Here is a 16101-nt window from a genome sequence, read left to right on the forward strand (position 1 = left end):
GGTTCCACTATGGACGCAATTGCCGCGCGCCGTGCTTCTTGACCCGCCCGGCTGTTTGTAAGAACTTTCCGAGATTTGGAAGGCGGGCAGCAAATGGACAAACTCCTGGCGATGAAGATGTTCGTGGCCACTGTCGATGCCCAGGGCTTTTCTGCCGCCGCACGCCAGCTTGGGCTGGCGACATCGTCGGTGACACGCCTGGTCGATGCCCTGGAAACGGCGTTGGGCGCCACCTTGCTCAACCGCTCCACCCGCCAGGTCAGCCTGACCGAGGCCGGCGCCCGGTATTACGAGCGCGCGCGGGGTATTTTCGAGGCGCTGGATGCGGCCGATGCCAGTGTCGCCGACCGGGGCGAAGAGCCTGTCGGCGTACTGCGCCTGTGCTTGCCGGTGGAGTTCGGCAGGCGGGTCATCGCCCCGCACCTGGGGCCGTTTCTGGCGCAGCACCCGGCACTGGAGCTGGACATCGACCTCAGCGACCGCCTGGATGACCTGCTCGACGGGCGCTATGACCTGTCGATCCGCCTGGGCGACCCCTCGCCCAACGACGAGCTGGTGTGCCGCCAGCTGGGTCGCTTCCAGCGTTGGCTGGTGGCCAGCCCGGCCTACCTGGCCGGGCGTGATGCGTTGCTGCATCCGCGGCAGTTGCCCGAGCACGCCTGCCTGCGCTTTCGCTACGGGCAGAAAGGGCGCCCTTGGCGCCTGACCCGCGGGCAGGACAGCCTGGAGCTGAACGTGAGCGGGCCGTTGCGCAGCGCCAATGCCGACATGTTGCGCGAAACCGCGCTGGCGGGCGGCGGCATCGCGCTGCTGGCCGACTGGCTGGTGCACGAGGATGTGGCGGCCGGGCGCCTGCAGCGGCTGTTCCCCGACTGGCAGGCCAGCCCTGGCGCGGCCAATGACAGCATCAACGCCCTGTATCTGCCCAACCATCGTGGTTCGCGGCGGGTGAATGCGTTTATCGACTTTTGCGAAAACTTGTTGAAGTGCAGCACTTAGTGTTGCGCAGTGCGCAAAGCCCTGTTGCGCCAGCGCTGGATTCTCGTCAGGAGCGCGTCTGGGTAAGGTGGCCGGCATATTCCCCCTTGCCGAGGACCCTCGCATGAATCCCTCCCTTGCCGCCGCGCAGCCTGCAGCTGCCGGCCTGAGTCGGGCCCTGGTCGCCCTGCTGGCGTTCTGCTGTGGCGCGATCGTCGCCAATATCTACTATGCTCAGCCCATCGTCGGGCTGATCGCCCCGGACCTGGGGCTGTCCACCGGGCATGCCAGCCTGATCGTTTCGCTCACGCAGCTGGGCTACGCCCTGGGCCTGCTGTTGCTGGTACCGCTGGCCGACCTGCTGGAAAACCGCCGGTTGATGGTGACCACCGCCGTGCTGGCCTGCGTCAGCCTGTTGCTGGCGGGGACCAGCAGCAGTGGCCAGGGCCAACTGTTCCTGGGTTATGCGCTGTTGATCGGGTTCAGTTCCGTGGCGGTGCAGATGCTTATCCCGCTGGCGGCGCACCTGGCGCCGGAGCAGCAGCGTGGGCGGGTGGTCGGCAATATCATGGGCGGCCTGCTGCTGGGTATCCTGCTGGCGCGGCCATTGTCCAGCCTGGTGGCCGACTACTTCGGCTGGCGTGCGGTGTTCATTGGTGCTGCCGGGGTGATGTTGGCGATCATCCTGCTGCTGGCCCTGACCTTGCCGCGGCGGGTACCCGAGCACAAGGCCAGCTATGCCGGCCTGATGCTGTCGCTGTTCGCGCTGCTGCGCCGTTACCCCTTGCTGCGTCAGCGCGCGCTGTACCAGGCGTTGATGTTCGCGGCCTTCAGCCTTTACTGGACGGCGGTGCCGATGGCCCTGGCCACTGAGCATGGCTTGTCGCAGAGCCAGATCGCAGTATTCGCCCTGGTGGGCGCGGTGGGCGCCGTGGCCGCGCCCATGGCCGGTCGCCTGGCCGATGCCGGGCATGCCCGGGCCGGCTCGCTGCTGGCGTTGTTGCTGGCGCCGGCGGCACTGTTGCTGGGGCTGACGGTGCCGGGCTACAGCGTGATTGGTCTGGGCCTGACTGGCGTGCTGCTGGATTTTGCCGTGCAGATGAACATGGTCATCGGCCAGCGTGAAGTGTACGCCCTGGACCCGGCCAGCCGCGGGCGGCTCAACGCGGTGTACATGACCAGCATCTTCCTCGGTGGGGCGCTGGGGTCGGCGGTGGCCAGTGCTTTGTTCAGCCAGTTTGGCTGGCAGGGTGTGGCGCTGGTGGGGGCGGGGTTGCCGGGTGTTGCCTTGCTGGTATTCCTGGTAAAAGCGCGCCGGGGTTGAACGCGTGCCCCTAGGCTGTCGCGAGGTGTTACCGCCCAAGCGGCAGCGCCAGACCAATCAAGGCAAACAGGCTGCCGCAGCAGCGATTGAAGCCTTTGCCGCCCTTGGCCAGCCATGGCCGGATGCGAAACGCCAGGCGCGCCAACAGGTATTCGACCAGGAACTCGACGCTGGCGAAGGTTGCTGCCATCACCAGGAACTGCAGCGGCAACCCTCGCTGCGGGTCGATGAACTGCGGCAGGAAAGCGCCATAGAACAGCAGCACCTTGGGGTTGGCCATGGCCGACAACAGGCCCTGGCGGAACAGGCCGGCATTGCCCTGCCGCGCGCTTTGCCCGGTCAGTTCCAGATGCAGGCCCGGGCTGCGCCACAGCTGGACACCCAGCCAGATCAGATAGGCGCCACCCACCCACTTGAGCACGCTCAGCACTGAGGCCGAGGTTTGCAGCAACGCGCTGAGGCCGAACATGGCCAGGGCGATCAGGGCACTGAAGCCAAACACCCCGCCGACGATGGTGAACAACGTGCGGCGCGCGCCATACAAGGCGCCGTGGGTCAGGGCCAGCAGGCTGTTGGGGCCTGGGGTCAGCGACAGGCCGATGCTGGCCAGCAGGTAGATGAGCCAGGTGTCGAGTGCCATGGTGGGACCTGCCTTGTTGATGTGAAGGGCGCCAGTCTATGGCGCCTGCCTTGGCCATGGAGGGTATGATCTGGGCATTTAATGGTCGTTTCTGGACGTAATGCCATGCTGCCCGATATCCGCTTGCTGATCTTGCCGTTACCGGATTTTGCCCTGCTGCCGTTCGGCGCCTTTCTCGACAAGTTGCGTTTCAGCGCCGACGACGAGGATTACAGCCAGCAGCGCTACTGCAGTTGGACCGTGGCAGGGTTAACCCTCGAGCCGGTACCGTCGAGCAGCGGTGCGGTGCTGCAGGTCGAGGCCGTGGCTGGCCAGCTCGAGCTGGCCAGTTTCGACTACCTGGTGGTGTTCGGCGGGCGCAACGCCATGGCCACTGCCGCACTGGCGCCTCGCTACAAGGCCTTGCTCAGGCAGGCCGGCAAAGCGGGCGTCAAGCTGGTGGGCGTCGACAACGGCGCCTTCCTGTTGGCTGCGTGCGGATTGCTGCAGGGGCACAAGGTGGTGGTGCACTGGCGCCACGAAGCCGAATTTCGTGCGGCCTTCCCGCACCTGCAGGTGCTGAGTGAGCAGCTGTATTGCATCGACGGTAGCCGCATTACCTGCGCCGGTGGCACCGCGGCCATCGACCTGGCCGTCGCGCTGTTGTCACGCGCCTGCGGGCGGACCCGGGCGCTCAAGGGCCTGGCCGACATGCTGGTGGACGAAACCCGCGATAGCCGCCATGCCTTGCGCTCGCTGGAGTTGGGGGCCGGGCAGGGGCGGCAGGTGCAGCGCGCGCAGGCGTTGATGCGTCATCACCTGGGCACGCCGTTGGCGGTGGAGCAGCTGGCTGTGGAGCTGGGCATCAGCCGGCGCCAGTTGGACCGGCAGTTTCACGCCAGCCATGGCATGAGCGCCAAGGCCTGGTGGCTGGAGATGCGCTTGCAACAGGCGCGCTGGCGCTTGCTCAACTCCAGCCACAGCCTGGCGCAGATTGCCGATGAGGTGGGCTTGGGCGATGCCAGTTACCTGGGCAGGTGCGTGCGGCGACGGTTTGGTTGTACAGCCCTTGAACTGCGCGCAGGCACGAACCCGCTCTGAAGCCGCGCGCGGTTCCTTGTGGGAGATCACCCAGCCCTTCGGGCTGCGCTGTCGCGCTGAGAACCGAGTATGCAGGCGTTTGTGGGAGCGGGTTTACCCGCGAAGAATTCAACGCGGCGTATGGCACCGGCTTCGCCGGTGTGCGCGGGTGAACCCGCTCCCACAAGGTCCCTGCTAAAGCTACAAGCCATGTGCAGTTCCGTGAGAGCGGGCCTACTGCGGTGTCCCGAACAGCCCTGTCCAGTAAATCCCTGCATCACTCTTCGGGTCCACCGCATATGCAGCGCCCAGCTCACGGAAATCCGGGTTCATCAGCGTCGCGCAATGCCCCGGGCTATCCAGCCAGCCATCGACCACCTTGCGCGCGGTGTCACGCCCGGCGGCGATGTTTTCGCCGATCTGCTGGTACAGGTAGCCGGCCAGTTCTGCCCGGTCACCGGGGGTGCGGCCATCCTTGTCGATGTGGTCGAAGAAGTTCTGGTTGGCCATGGCCCGGGTGTGGTTGGCGGCAACCCCGGCCAGCACCGTGCTCCAGCTCAGCGCGGGGGCGGCGGCGAAGGGCTGGCCACCGCATTGGCGCGGCACCTTGCGCGCGGCATTGATCTCCTGCAGCACCTTCTGCCCCTCGGCCTGCCAGTCGCCCAGGCGGCCGCTGAGCAGCGGCCGGGCCAGCACGATGCGCCAGTCGCGGCCTTCCTGGCTGACGCCGATATCGACGAACTGCGGGTCGAGCACCACCTGGCAGAAGCTCTCTTCGATGGCATGCATCGCAGCGCGCGCATCACGCGGCCCCGACAGGCTGATGGCCTGCACGTTGACCATTGGGTAGGCGGCGCGGGTCATGGCTTGCTGCAGGTCGCGGGTACCCTCTGGCGATAGTGCCAGGCGGCTATCGCTGTTGAGCGGGGGCAGCTCCAACGACGCTTCGCCACCGCAGGGTTGGGCCTTGCTGCGGTAGACATTGATCGAATCGATCAGTTGCGCCTCTTCGCCGGTGGCAGCCAGTGCCCCGGTCGAGACGACCAGGCCCAGCGACAAGGCGGCAACGGATGACAGGACGCGCATGTGGATCTCCCTATGACTGGCAGCGTCGTGATTTGCGCTGCTCATCGTACACAAGCCCAGGGCTTTTGGCCCGGGATCGTACAAAGCAATGAAAACGCCGGCATTCGTTGCTGGCGGCAAAGGGGGAGTAGACCACTGGCCGGCGGAAAAGTGCGATGACTTGGTAATCATTCGTATCACACCGTACCTTGCAGCCGTCACAGTCTAGCCAAGCGCAAGCATGAGTACCAAAGGTAGGGTGGCGGCGGCCACCATGGTCTGCAGGGCGATGATGGTGGCCATCAGCGGTGCGTTACCGCCCATTTGCCGGGCCATCACGTAGGAAGATGACGCCGTCGGCAGTGCCTGGAACAGCACCGCCACCACCGCTGCCTGGCCACCCAGGCCAAGCACGCGGCACAGGCCCCAGGTGGTCAGCGGCATGACCAGGAACTTGAATGCCGACGCCGCCAACAGCGGGCGCACCTGTTGGCCCGGACGTGCGCTACCCAGGGCTGCGCCGACGCACAGCAGGCCCAGCGGCAGGGCGGCCTGACCCAGGGCCTTGACCGTGGGTTCGATACCCGCTGGCAAGCCCAGCCCGCTGGCGCGCAGCAGCAACCCGCCGGCGCAACCGACGATCAAGGGGTTGGCGAAGATAGCCCGCAGCACCGTCCCCGGTGAGCTATGGCGGGCGCTGAAACGGGCGAACACCAGTACGCAAAGCAGGTTGACCAAGGGCACGATGGCGGCGTTGGCCACCGCCGCCAGGGCGATGCCGGCGCTGCCGTAGATTCCGGCTGCAAGGGTGGCGCCGATGTAGTTGTTGAAGCGGATGCCGCCCTGGAACACCGAGGTGAAGTCGGCGCCATCATGGTTCATTACGCCCTGGTACAGCACCAAGAGCACAGCCCCGGCCAGGGTCGAGAGCATCAGCACGCCGACCATGCCCAGCACCGGTACGCCATCGAGGTTGGCGGTGGCCAGGCCGTGGAGGAACAGCGACGGCAGCAGTACGTAATAGCTCAGGCGCTCGGCGCCGGGCCAGAAGTTATCGGCGAGGAAACCGCGCAGGCGCAGAAGAGTGCCCAGGGCAATCAGCAGGATGATCGGCAGCAGGGTAGTCAGCAGCAAGTGGAGCATGATCGACGTTCCGTGGTCGGGTACGGGGCACAGACTACGGGTGCGGATCGATTTGTAAAAACGTTGTTTTCTTAACTGACTGTTGAGAAAAAATGCATGTTGCAGCGGCGCTCCCACGGAGCAGTTACATGAGAGTGGCGCCATGAGTATTCAGGCCTCCAGCGCAGTCTTCAATACCGCACTCAAATGCCGCCGCTGACTCTTCTCATGTTCCAGCAACACCACCCGCCGGGCCAGTTGCGGTTCGCCAAACGGCAGGCAGGTGGCCGGAGGCAAGCGCTGCAGGTCGTCGTCAGCCATGGGGATGATCGCCACGCCCAGGCCCATCACCGCCATGCGTGCCAGGGCTTCCTGACTGTCCAGCTCCATCTGCTCGCTCACCTGCAAATGCTGCCGACGCAGTTCCTGTTCGATCTGCCGTCCGGCCCAGGCACGCTTGTCGAAACGCAGGAATGGCTGGCTGGCCAGCAACTGCGGCACGCTGTGTCCGGCCAATTCGGGGCTGGCGATGGCCCAGAAGCGGTCTTCGAACAATGGCGTGAAGACCAGGCTTTGCGGGTAGGGGCTGACTGGTTCGGTGGTGATTGCCGCATCCAGCTCGCCGTCTTCCACGCGCCGCGCCAGCTCTGCCGACATGCCGGAGGCCACGCTGATATGCAGCTGCGGGTGGTGCGCCTTGACCCACACCAGCGCTTTGGGCAGACGCCGCGCCAGCACTGTATGGATCGCCCCCAGGCGCAGGCGGCCGCGCAGGCTCGGGCCGCTCGCCAAGGCGTCGGCCAGTTCGTCATAGGCGCCCAGAATGCTCTCGGCGCGGGCCACCGCCAGTTGGCCGGCTTCGGTCAGCACCACCTGCCTGCGGCTGCGGTCGAACAGGGGCACCTGCAGTTCGTCTTCGAGGGTCTTGATGTGCAGGCTCACCGCCGAAGGGGTGAGGCTGAGCAGGTCGGCGGCACGGGCGAAGGTGCCATGGCGAGCGATGGTCACCAGGGTGCGCAGGGCTTTGAGGGACATGCGGGTGGGTCCGGTTTCAAGCTGACAGAGCTGCATTGTCAGGCCCGGCCCTATCGCCGGCAAGCCAGCTCCCACAGGTACTCCACCGGCGGTGGCCATTGTGGCACCCTGTGGGAGCTGGCTTGCCGGCGATAGGGCCGGGGCAGGCAACACTGTTCAACGTGCATTACGCCCATAGGCCTGGCTGATCCGGTCGATCACCATGGCCAGGGCGACAATCGCCAGCCCGGCCTCGACGCCTTGGCCGACATTCAGGGTCTGGATCCCCGCCAACACATCCTCGCCCAGCCCGCGGGCGCCAATCATCGAAGCCACCACCACCATCGACAGGGCCATCATCACTGACTGGTTGAGCCCGGCCATGATGCTCGGCAGCGCCAGGGGTAGGGCGATACGCCGCAACCGCTGCCAGCGGCTGGCCCCCAGACCATGCGCGGCTTGCAACAGCGAAGGGTCGATCTGGCTCAGGCCCAGTTCGGTCAGCCGCACCAGGGGTGGCAGGGCATAGATCAGTGTGGCGAACACGGCGGGCACCTTGCCCAGGCCGAACAGCATCAGCACCGGGATCAGGTAAACGAAGGCCGGCAGTGTCTGCATCACATCCAGTACCGGCAACAGCAACCGCTTCGCCAGCGGCCGAGCAGCCAGCAGGATACCCAGCGGCACGCCCACCAGCACGCAGAGGCCGGTACTGACCAGCACCAAAGCCATGGTCTGCAGCAGTTTGTCCCACAACCCGAGCATGCCGATCAGGGCCAGCAGCGCCACCAGTACCGCGCTGCGCAGCAAGCGGCGGCTGGCATGCCAGGCGAGCAGGCCTATCAGCAATAGCAGCAGCCACCAGGGTAGCAGGCGCAGCAGGGTTTCCAGGCCGACCAGCAGTTGCAGCAACTGGTCGGAGAGGCTGCGCAGGTGATCGCCGTAGTTCAGCACCAGCCAGTCGACCAGCCGGTTGACGCTGTCGGCAAAGGAGAATTGCAGGGCTTGGGGGAAGCCGCCGCTCACAGGCTGCCCTCCACCTTGGTGGCAATGTCCGCAGGCAACCAGGCTTTCCACACCTCGCGGTTGTCGCGCAGGAAGGTAAGGGCAGCGTCGCGGGGCGGCATGCGTTTTTCGCTCATGTCGGCCAGTGCCTTGTTGAGACGGTCGATGGGCAGGTCGACCCGCTCGAACAGGCTCGCCAGCTCCGGGTAGCCGTCACGAAAGGCCTTGGATACGCCAATCGACAATTTGGCCGGCAGCGAGCGGCTGCCCTTGGGCTCGGGGTTGCCGGCATCGGTGAGGGTCGCCCAGGCTTGGGCATCGAACGGCGGCTCTTCCAGGCGTATGAGTTTGTAGCGGCCCATCAATGGGGTCGGGTTCCAGTAGTAGAACAGCACCGGTTGGCCCCGGCGGATGGCCGAGGCAATTTCGGCATCCATCGCGGCCCCGGAACCGCTGCGGAAGTTGGTATACAGGTCATTCAGCCCGTAGGCCTTGAGTTTCTGACTGTTGACGGTCTCGGATGTCCAGCCGCTGGGGCTATTGAGAAAGCGCCCTTTGTCGGGCGACTCGGGGTCACGGAACACCTGTGGGTAACGTTTGAGGTCGTCGACGCTGCGCAGGTCGGGTGCCATGGGCTTGAGCTTGCGCGTGGTATCACCCTCGACCACATAGGCCGGCACCCACCAGCCTTCTTCGGCATGCTTGACCGTGTCGCCCAACGCGAACACCTGTCCGGCCGCTTCCGCCTTGACCCAGGCGGGACTGCGCCCGGCCCATTCCTCGGCGATCACTTGCAGGTCGTTGCGCGCCAGCGCCACTTCCATGCTGACGGTGCTGCCGGGCAGGGTGTCGGTGGGGTAGCCGTAACCACGCTCCACGATCAACCGCAGGATTTCGGTGGTGAGGGCACCGCTCTCCCAGCCAATGGCGCCAAAGTGGATGAGCTCGTTGCGTTCTGCCGAAGCGGCGCTGTCGGTGCTGGCCAGGCCTACGGCGAGCAGCAGGCCGGCCAGCAGCGTTGGGATTTTCTTCATCAGGGCCTCGTCGGTTGCCGTTGCGCAGGTGCGAGCAAGTGTAGACCAGCCCCTTTCGCGCCCTTGCAGCTGCCGGCAGGGAAGGTGCTCCCACTGCTAGCGGATGTAGCGCACTGCAAAGGTGAGCATTGCCCTTTGGCAAGCACACCTCACGAGGCATTTCCGATGACGCTAGATCTGAATTTCGTCTATTACCGCAATTTCCGCTTTGACGGAAAATTGCACGTTCGTTGTAGCGGAGCGGACCTTCACAAGGTCAACCGCATCCGCTATGAGTTCGAACGAGCGGGGCCGGACGGCCCGGTGTCGTTCAAAGGCGTTTCTGCCTATTCTCACGCCCGCAGCGGCAAGCTCAGCGATCATGGCTGCCCAGCCACACTGGTTGTGGAGGAAGAGGCGGGCATCTATTTCATCCGGCCAAGGGTCATACTGCTGGACGAGCATGCACGCACGATGAACCGTCCGACCGGTGCTGCCGGGGTGATCGACATGCCGCCGCTGGTCCTCGACATCAAGGCAGAGGAGCTCAACCGGAGCCTGCTCGACAAGGTGCCGCTGCCCGGAACCGGCGACCGTCGCAAGCGAGCATTGGCGCAAACGGGCGCTCCCGGTCATGCACCGCAAACCCCGCCGGCTCTGGCACCAGGCGCTGGGTACCCGACGCTGGTCATAGCCTTCAGCGAGGGAGGGCATGAGCGCCTGCTGCATGACCTGAAGCCCGCCTCCGGCTCAGTGCTGGTCCGTTACTGGCCGAAACTCAAGGATGTGATAGCCCCCAGGCCTGTCCTGAGCGAACCGGAACGGGCTGAGCCCAGGCTCCAGGCATTATGCGACTACTGTCTGCTCGATCAGCCCGACAGCATGCTCAATGATACCTACGTTGAGTTGCTCAAGACCCTGGCGGCACTCGAATATGTACAGTCCATGCACTTCTTGCCATCAGCGACGCCGCCGAACATCTTCTTGTTAGGCCTGGCAGGGCTGGTGGCAACTGTATTGACGGGCGCGGCGGTGGTGGCCGGCAACCGGGCGCATGAAAACGCACAGGCCACGCCCGACTTCGAACCGCGCCAGGCCTACCTGGATGCACCGGGCCCGCGACGGAAGGGGCTGAACGTGCGCGAGGCCTGGGCCGGCCAGGTGACAGGCAAAGGGGCGCGTATCCATTTCAGTGACGCAGGCTTGTTTGCCGAACATGAAGAGTTACGTGGCAATGCTCGCTTGAAGGTCGTTTCGCTGGCCCCCAACCACGACCCCGCGCACGGCACGGCATCGGCGGGGGTCATCCTGGCGGCACGCGATGGCGTGGGAGTGACGGGTATCAGCCATGACAGTGAACTGTACCTGTACAACAACCGCGCCGCAGACGCCCAAGGCAACTTCCTGACGCTCAAGGACCTGCTGCGTAATGTGGAACCGGGGGACATCGTGGGTATCAACCGCCAGACAGCGCACATCGATGTGCTCAGTACGATGCTGCCTTCATTGCACGACCAGCCCTGGTGGTTCGTCGCCAGGCAGTTGAGCGAGCGTGGGGCGGTGGTGGTCAATGCCGCGGCCAATGGCAGCAGCAAGACGCTCGATGGCAAAGGTACCCGCGCCGGGCAGGGTGTCGACCTGGGCAACTGGGCGTACTTCAACAACCATGGCGATTCAGGCGCCATCCTGGTGGGTGCCTGCCACTCGTACGACGGCAAGCCCCATGCGTACTCGAACAGCTACTATCCCCGGATGCTCAATGCCTGGGGCGATAGTGTCGTTACGCTGGCGTATGGCGACCTGCAGGATCTGGCCGGTGACAACCGGGACTATTCCGCGACTTATGCGGGCACTTCCAGTGCCACTCCGATGGTATGCGGGGCGCTGGGCCTGATCCAGTCCTACGCCATGGAGCAACACCATATCTATCTCAATGGCAACCAGATGCACCAGTTGGTCATGGCGTCTGGTTACGACGACGCCACGTTGCCCGATACCGATGTACTACCAATGGGCGCCAGGCCCAATGTGCATGGCGCCCTGGTGCTGCTGGACCGTATCCTCGGCGGCGGCAGGTTCGCGGCCTGAGTCCAGGGCCGGCAGGTGCCGACCCTGGTCGCTGTCACACGCGGAACTGGTCCATCAGCGCCTGCTGCTGGTTGGCCAGACTGTTCAGCGACTGGCTGACCCGCGCCGACTCGTTGGCCTGCCCTGACAGCGATTCGGTGACGTCGCGGATGGTCGCCACGTTGCTGTTGATTTCCTCGGCCACCGCGCTCTGCTCCTCGGCGGCCGAGGCGATTTGCAGGTTCATGTCGGTGATGACCGTCACTGCCTGGCCGATGCGCTGCAGCGCGGTGACGGCCTGGCCAACCTGCTGCACGCCGCCCTGGGCCTGGCGGTGGCTGTTGTCCATGGCACCGACCACTTCGCGGGTGCCGTTCTGCAACGCTTCGATCACCTGGCGGGTTTCTTCCACCGACTCCTGGGTGCGCTGGGCCAGGTTGCGCACCTCATCCGCCACCACGGCAAAACCACGGCCGGCTTCACCGGCGCGGGCCGCCTCGATGGCGGCGTTGAGTGCCAGCAGGTTGGTCTGCTCGGCAATCGAGCGGATCACTTCCAGTACCGATCCGATCTTCTCGCTGTTCTGCGCCAGGCCCTCGACTTCGGCCATGGCGTTGCTCATGTCGGCGGCCAGGGCATCGATGCTGTGGGTGGTGCGGTCGATCACCGCCAGGCCTTCGCGGGTGGCCTGGTCTGCGTCGCGGGCGGCCTGCGCGGCCTGGGCGGCGCTGCGGGCGACATCCTGGGCGGTGGCGCTCATTTCGTGCGAGGCGGTGGCTACCTGGTCGACCTGGCGGTACTGCTGCTCCATGCCGGCGCTGGTCTGCGTGGCAATTGCCGAAGACTGGTCGGCGGTGCCTCGGGCGGCCTGTACCGAGCGTTTGACCTCGGCGATGGTCGGCTGCAGCTTGTCGAGGAACCGGTTGAACCAGCCGGCCAATTCGCCCAGTTCGTCCTGCTTCTGGTAGGTCAGGCGGCGGGTCAGGTCACCTTCGCCGCTGGCGATGTCCTTGAGCATGCTTGCCACGCCAAGGATCGGCCGGGTAACGCCGCGGGCCATCAGCCACACCATCAGCAGGCCGGCAATCGCCGCCGCCAGGCCCAGGCCAAGTTCCAGCAGGGTGCCGCTGGTGTTCAGCGCGTCCAGTTCCTGTTTCAGCGCTTCGGCCGGCCCGGTCAGGGCGTTTTCCGGCACGTCCAGCAGCACGCCCCAGGGCTGGGCGTCCGGGATCGGCCGGAACGCGGCCAGCACTTTCAGGCGCTGCTGGTCGTGCACGATGGTCATTTTGCCGTCAGCCAGCTTGCGCACCAGTTCGGCGCCCTTGGCCTTGTCGACCTGGTCGAAGCGCTGGGCCAGCTTGCTGGCGTCGGCGCTGTAGCCGGCCAGCAGGCCGACCGGGCTGAGGATGCCGACCGTGGTGCGGCCTTCGTACAGGCTGCGGCTGGCCTCCTGGCTCAGGGCCTGCAGGCTGTTGAGGTTGATGTCGATGGACAGGGTGGCGATCACTTTGCCGTCGACTGTCAGCGGAAAGACGATGCTGGTCATCAGCACCTGCTGGCCATCGATTTCATAGAAGTACGGCTCTACTACGCACACTTTGCCGGACGTGCGCGGGCACACCCACCAGGTATTGGCAGGCTGGCCGCTGGGGCCGATCTCGGTATTGGCCATGTCATGCTCGGGCAGGGCCATGGCCGTCAGCTGGCCGACACGCGGTTGCGACCAGTACAGGGCGAAGCGCCCGGTTTCGTTGCTGCCCAGTTCCGCCTTGTCGGCGAACAGGCTGTCCTTGTTGTCCAGGGCATTGGGCTCGAACACCAGCGACAGGCCGAGCAGGTCAGGGTTGGCCTGCAAGGCAGCGCGTACCTGGCGGGTCATGTCCTCGCGCAGGTCGAAGGCATCGAGAAAGCGCTTTTGCGCCTGCTCGCGCAGGAACAGCACCTGGCGGGCGAAACCGGCGCCGTACTGGTAGGCGTCCATGAACTGGCGGCGGATGTTCAGCGCCTGCACCTCGCCCTGCGACTCGATGCGCGACTGCGCCGACTCGGTCAGCATCTGCATGCTGCTGGCCTTGACCAGGTCCGAGCTGTGGTCCATGCGGTACAGCGACAGGCCGACGAGCAGGGTGACGATGCCGGCCAGGCAGAGGCCGGCGAGCAGGGTGATCTTCCACTGGATGGAAAGTTGTCGCAAAGGCATGGGGGCGGATCCCTTTTTTTGGACAGTAAGGGTTATGGCTTTGGGGCGGGGCTGTGCTGTGAGGTGCCTGGCTGGAGAGTTCTGGTGCCTGTCAGCCCCAACACCTTCTATCGGCGCACTCCACTTTTTCTTTATTCAAACATTCAATTTAAATTTCAGCCCTCTGCGTAACCCGCCGCAACATGGCGCTTTTTGACATCTGCCGCCCACTGCTTCAGAGTGCGCGCTTTTTTTCTGTCGCAATGAGGTAAGCCAACCATGAATGCAGTGATCGCCGCGGTCGGCATCATGCTGATACTCAGCCTGTCCCGCGTGCACGTGGTCATCGCCCTGATCATCGGGGCCCTGGCCGGTGGGCTGGTGGGCGGCCTGGGCATCGAGGGTACGCTCAAGGCCTTCAACGGCGGCCTCGGCGGTGGGGCCACGGTAGCCCTGTCCTATGCACTGCTGGGCGCCTTTGCCGTGGCCATCGCCAAGTCCGGCCTGGCCCATGCCCTGGCCGACCGCGCCCTGGCCATGATCGACCGCCAGGGCCATGCCAATGGCGGCAAGGTCAAATGGTTGCTGGTCGGCCTGATGCTGGTGGTGGCGGTGTCGTCGCAGAACATCCTGCCTATCCACATCGCTTTCATCCCGTTGCTGGTGCCGCCGTTGCTATACGTGCTGACCCGTCTGCGCATCGACCGCCGGCTGATCGCCTGCGTGATCACCTTCGGCCTGATCACCCCGTACATGTTCCTGCCGGTGGGCTTTGGCAACATCTTCCTCAACGAAATCCTGCTGGCCAACGTTGCCCGCGCAGGGGTCGACGTGAGTGGTGTGAATGTCACCCACGCCATGGCCATCCCGGCCGCCGGCATGTTGGCCGGCCTGTTGCTGGCGGTAATCATCAGCTACCGCAAGAAGCGTGACTACGACCTGGCGCGCATCGAACAGGTGGAGCAGGTGAGCGTGCAGTACAACCCGCTGACCCTGCTGGTGGCCGGGCTGGCGATTGCCTCGGCGTTCATCGTCCAGTTGTGGCTGGACTCGATGATCATCGGTGCCATGGTCGGCTTCCTGATCTTCTCGCTGTCGGGCATCGTGCGCTGGAAAGACACTGACGACCTGTTCACCGAAGGCATGAAGATGATGGCCATGATCGGCTTCATCATGATTGCCGCCTCTGGCTTTGCCGACGTGATGAAGGCCACCGGTGAGGTGACGAGCCTGGTGGAAACCTCGGCGCAGTGGATCGACCACAGCAAGGGCATCGGTGCCTTGCTGATGCTGCTGGTGGGCCTGTTGGTGACCATGGGCATCGGCTCGTCGTTCTCCACCGTGCCGATCCTGGCCGCGATCTTCGTGCCACTGTGCGTGCAGCTGGGCTTCGACCCGTTGGCCACCGTGTGCATCGTTGGTACCGCCGGGGCCTTGGGCGATGCGGGTTCGCCTGCCTCGGACTCGACTTTGGGCCCGACCTCGGGGCTGAATGTGGATGGCCAGCATCACCATATCTGGGACACCGTGGTACCCACCTTCCTCCACTACAACCTGCCACTGCTGGCGTTCGGCTGGTTGGCGGCGATGACGCTGTAAGACTGGGAGGGCGTCAGCCCTTGTCGGGCGGCGGCGAGATGCGGTTGAGCACGGTGCTGCCGTCCTTGCTGCGGGTCAGGTAGACCGGCAGCACCTTGGGCAGGTTGTTGACCAGGCGCCCCACCTCACGGGTGTTGTAGATACCGCTGATGCGGATGCGGCCAGTGCTGGCATCGGCCAGCAGCAGCGGTGCATCGAGGTAGCGGTTGATCACCGGCAGCGCCTGTTCCAGGCTCAGGTTGTCGAGCACCAGCTTGCCGTCCCGCCAGGCCAGGCTGTTGCTGTAGTCGTCGCTCTGCGCCAGTTGCGGTTCGAAGTCGCCCTGGTGATAGCTGGCCTGCATCCCTGGGCCGAGGCGGTAGCCTCCGTCGCTGCCGTCGCTGGACACCAGTACCGAACCCTCCACCAGGGTGACCTTGACCTGGTCCTGGTATTTCCACACGTTGAACTGGGTGCCGGTGACGCGGGTCTGGCCACGGCCGGCATGCACGATGAACGGGTGGCTGCTGTCGTGCTTTACCTTGAAGAATGCTTCGCCACGCTTGAGCGTGACCTGGCGCTGGTCCTTGTAGTTGAGGTAGGTGAGTTCGGTGTTGAGGTTGAGCTGCACCGTGCTGCCGTCGCCCAGTTGCACAGTCTGCATACGCGCGCCAGCTTCGAAGTGCTGGTAGTGGTTGGGCAGCCAGCCTTGTTCCCAGCCCACCCAGCCGGCCAGCGGCAGCACCGCCAGGGCGATGGCAGCAGCAGACGCCAGCGGCCGCCAGTTGCGCGGGCGCGCAGCCTGTTGCACAGGCGGATTGAAGTCGATGACGCTGGTGTTGCGCGGCAGCAGGTCGGCGGTTTGCCAGATTTCCAGCATCGCCTGGTATTCCTCGGCATGCCGCGGGTCGGCCGCCAGCCAGCGGGCGAACGCCTCGCGCTCGGCCGCCGTGCAATCTTCGGCGTGCAGGCGCATGCACCAGTGCGCGGCGGCGTCGGTGATGGCATCGTCTGGGCTGGAATTGAGGCGGTCGTGGTTCATTGCGGCTCCGGGTTT

Annotated in this window: 13 protein-coding genes and 1 pseudogene; 5 read left to right on the plus strand and 9 right to left on the minus strand. The window is 65.1% G+C overall.

What is annotated here, in order from left to right; translation table 11 throughout:
* Positions 1-93: 93 nt before the first annotated feature.
* Positions 94-999, plus strand: coding sequence for a LysR family transcriptional regulator (locus FQ664_RS14255; protein WP_144172692.1), 906 nt, complete (start codon positions 94-96; stop codon positions 997-999).
* 103 nt (positions 1000-1102) lie between these two features.
* The gene (locus FQ664_RS14260; protein WP_144172694.1) at positions 1103-2302 is read left to right on the plus strand and encodes an MFS transporter; all 1200 of its coding nucleotides are present in this window, start codon (positions 1103-1105) and stop codon (positions 2300-2302) included.
* A 28-nt stretch (positions 2303-2330) separates the two neighbouring features.
* Here the strand turns inward: FQ664_RS14260 and FQ664_RS14265 are convergent, their stop codons facing one another.
* A complete protein-coding gene (locus FQ664_RS14265) occupies positions 2331-2942 on the minus strand; it encodes a LysE family translocator (protein ID WP_144172696.1) in 612 nt (203 codons plus the stop codon).
* A gap of 105 nt (positions 2943-3047) precedes the next feature.
* Here FQ664_RS14265 and FQ664_RS14270 point away from each other — a divergent pair, with 105 nt between their 5' ends.
* Positions 3048-4022 (plus strand): GlxA family transcriptional regulator, encoded by a 975-nt coding sequence (locus FQ664_RS14270; protein WP_144172698.1) that lies wholly within the window; start codon positions 3048-3050, stop codon positions 4020-4022.
* Between the two features lie 213 nt (positions 4023-4235).
* Here the strand turns inward: FQ664_RS14270 and FQ664_RS14280 are convergent, their stop codons facing one another.
* The 5 genes from FQ664_RS14280 to FQ664_RS14300 form a co-directional block, all read right to left on the minus strand.
* On the minus strand, positions 4236-5087 hold the full coding sequence (locus tag FQ664_RS14280) for a CAP domain-containing protein (protein ID WP_144172700.1): 852 nt from the start codon (positions 5085-5087) through the stop codon (positions 4236-4238).
* Between the two features lie 204 nt (positions 5088-5291).
* Entirely contained in the window at positions 5292-6209 is a 918-nt protein-coding gene (locus FQ664_RS14285) for an AEC family transporter (protein WP_144172702.1), read from the minus strand.
* A gap of 150 nt (positions 6210-6359) precedes the next feature.
* Positions 6360-7223: a LysR family transcriptional regulator gene (locus FQ664_RS14290; protein ID WP_144172704.1), complete on the minus strand. Its 864-nt coding sequence runs from the start codon at positions 7221-7223 to the stop codon at positions 6360-6362.
* 156 nt (positions 7224-7379) lie between these two features.
* The gene (locus FQ664_RS14295) at positions 7380-8228 is read right to left on the minus strand and encodes an ABC transporter permease (RefSeq protein WP_144172706.1); all 849 of its coding nucleotides are present in this window, start codon (positions 8226-8228) and stop codon (positions 7380-7382) included.
* Complete coding sequence (locus tag FQ664_RS14300; RefSeq protein ID WP_144172707.1) at positions 8225-9241, minus strand: ABC transporter substrate-binding protein; 1017 nt, start codon at positions 9239-9241, stop codon at positions 8225-8227. Before FQ664_RS14300 ends, FQ664_RS14295 begins: the two co-directional genes overlap by 4 nt.
* Positions 9242-9406: 165 nt before the next feature.
* On the opposite strand from FQ664_RS14300, the gene FQ664_RS14305 reads away from it, so the two are divergent.
* Positions 9407-11308, plus strand: coding sequence for a S8 family serine peptidase (locus FQ664_RS14305; RefSeq protein WP_144172709.1), 1902 nt, complete (start codon positions 9407-9409; stop codon positions 11306-11308).
* A 34-nt stretch (positions 11309-11342) separates the two neighbouring features.
* Here FQ664_RS14305 and FQ664_RS28275 read toward each other — a convergent pair whose 3' ends face one another.
* Complete coding sequence (locus tag FQ664_RS28275; protein WP_370290277.1) at positions 11343-12098, minus strand: methyl-accepting chemotaxis protein; 756 nt, start codon at positions 12096-12098, stop codon at positions 11343-11345.
* 102 nt (positions 12099-12200) lie between these two features.
* Positions 12201-13487 (minus strand): annotated as a pseudogene (locus FQ664_RS28280) (methyl-accepting chemotaxis protein); the annotation flags it as partial.
* Between the two features lie 258 nt (positions 13488-13745).
* Between FQ664_RS28280 and FQ664_RS14320 the strand changes: the two are divergent.
* The gene (locus FQ664_RS14320) at positions 13746-15065 is read left to right on the plus strand and encodes a Na+/H+ antiporter family protein (RefSeq protein WP_144172713.1); all 1320 of its coding nucleotides are present in this window, start codon (positions 13746-13748) and stop codon (positions 15063-15065) included.
* A 13-nt stretch (positions 15066-15078) separates the two neighbouring features.
* Here FQ664_RS14320 and FQ664_RS14325 read toward each other — a convergent pair whose 3' ends face one another.
* On the minus strand, positions 15079-16086 hold the full coding sequence (locus tag FQ664_RS14325) for a FecR family protein (protein ID WP_144172714.1): 1008 nt from the start codon (positions 16084-16086) through the stop codon (positions 15079-15081).
* Positions 16087-16101 lie beyond the last annotated feature (15 nt).

The sequence above is a fragment of the Pseudomonas persica genome (assembly GCF_900291015.1).
Taxonomy (GTDB): Bacteria; Pseudomonadota; Gammaproteobacteria; order Pseudomonadales; family Pseudomonadaceae; genus Aquipseudomonas.

Bases quoted from the DNA above. Each gene is read 5' to 3' on its own strand.
- FQ664_RS14255 (WP_144172692.1), top strand. From the start codon at position 94: ATGGACAAACTCCTGGCGATGAAGATGTTCGTGGCCACTGTCGATGCC.
- FQ664_RS14260 (WP_144172694.1), top strand. From the start codon at position 1,103: ATGAATCCCTCCCTTGCCGCCGCGCAGCCTGCAGCTGCCGGCCTGAGT.
- FQ664_RS14265 (WP_144172696.1), bottom strand. From the start codon at position 2,942: ATGGCACTCGACACCTGGCTCATCTACCTGCTGGCCAGCATCGGCCTG.
- FQ664_RS14270 (WP_144172698.1), top strand. From the start codon at position 3,048: ATGCTGCCCGATATCCGCTTGCTGATCTTGCCGTTACCGGATTTTGCC.
- FQ664_RS14280 (WP_144172700.1), bottom strand. From the start codon at position 5,087: ATGCGCGTCCTGTCATCCGTTGCCGCCTTGTCGCTGGGCCTGGTCGTC.
- FQ664_RS14285 (WP_144172702.1), bottom strand. From the start codon at position 6,209: ATGCTCCACTTGCTGCTGACTACCCTGCTGCCGATCATCCTGCTGATT.
- FQ664_RS14290 (WP_144172704.1), bottom strand. From the start codon at position 7,223: ATGTCCCTCAAAGCCCTGCGCACCCTGGTGACCATCGCTCGCCATGGC.
- FQ664_RS14300 (WP_144172707.1), bottom strand. From the start codon at position 9,241: ATGAAGAAAATCCCAACGCTGCTGGCCGGCCTGCTGCTCGCCGTAGGC.
- FQ664_RS14305 (WP_144172709.1), top strand. From the start codon at position 9,407: ATGACGCTAGATCTGAATTTCGTCTATTACCGCAATTTCCGCTTTGAC.
- FQ664_RS28275 (WP_370290277.1), bottom strand. From the start codon at position 12,098: ATGGAGCAGCAGTACCGCCAGGTCGACCAGGTAGCCACCGCCTCGCAC.
- FQ664_RS14320 (WP_144172713.1), top strand. From the start codon at position 13,746: ATGAATGCAGTGATCGCCGCGGTCGGCATCATGCTGATACTCAGCCTG.
- FQ664_RS14325 (WP_144172714.1), bottom strand. From the start codon at position 16,086: ATGAACCACGACCGCCTCAATTCCAGCCCAGACGATGCCATCACCGAC.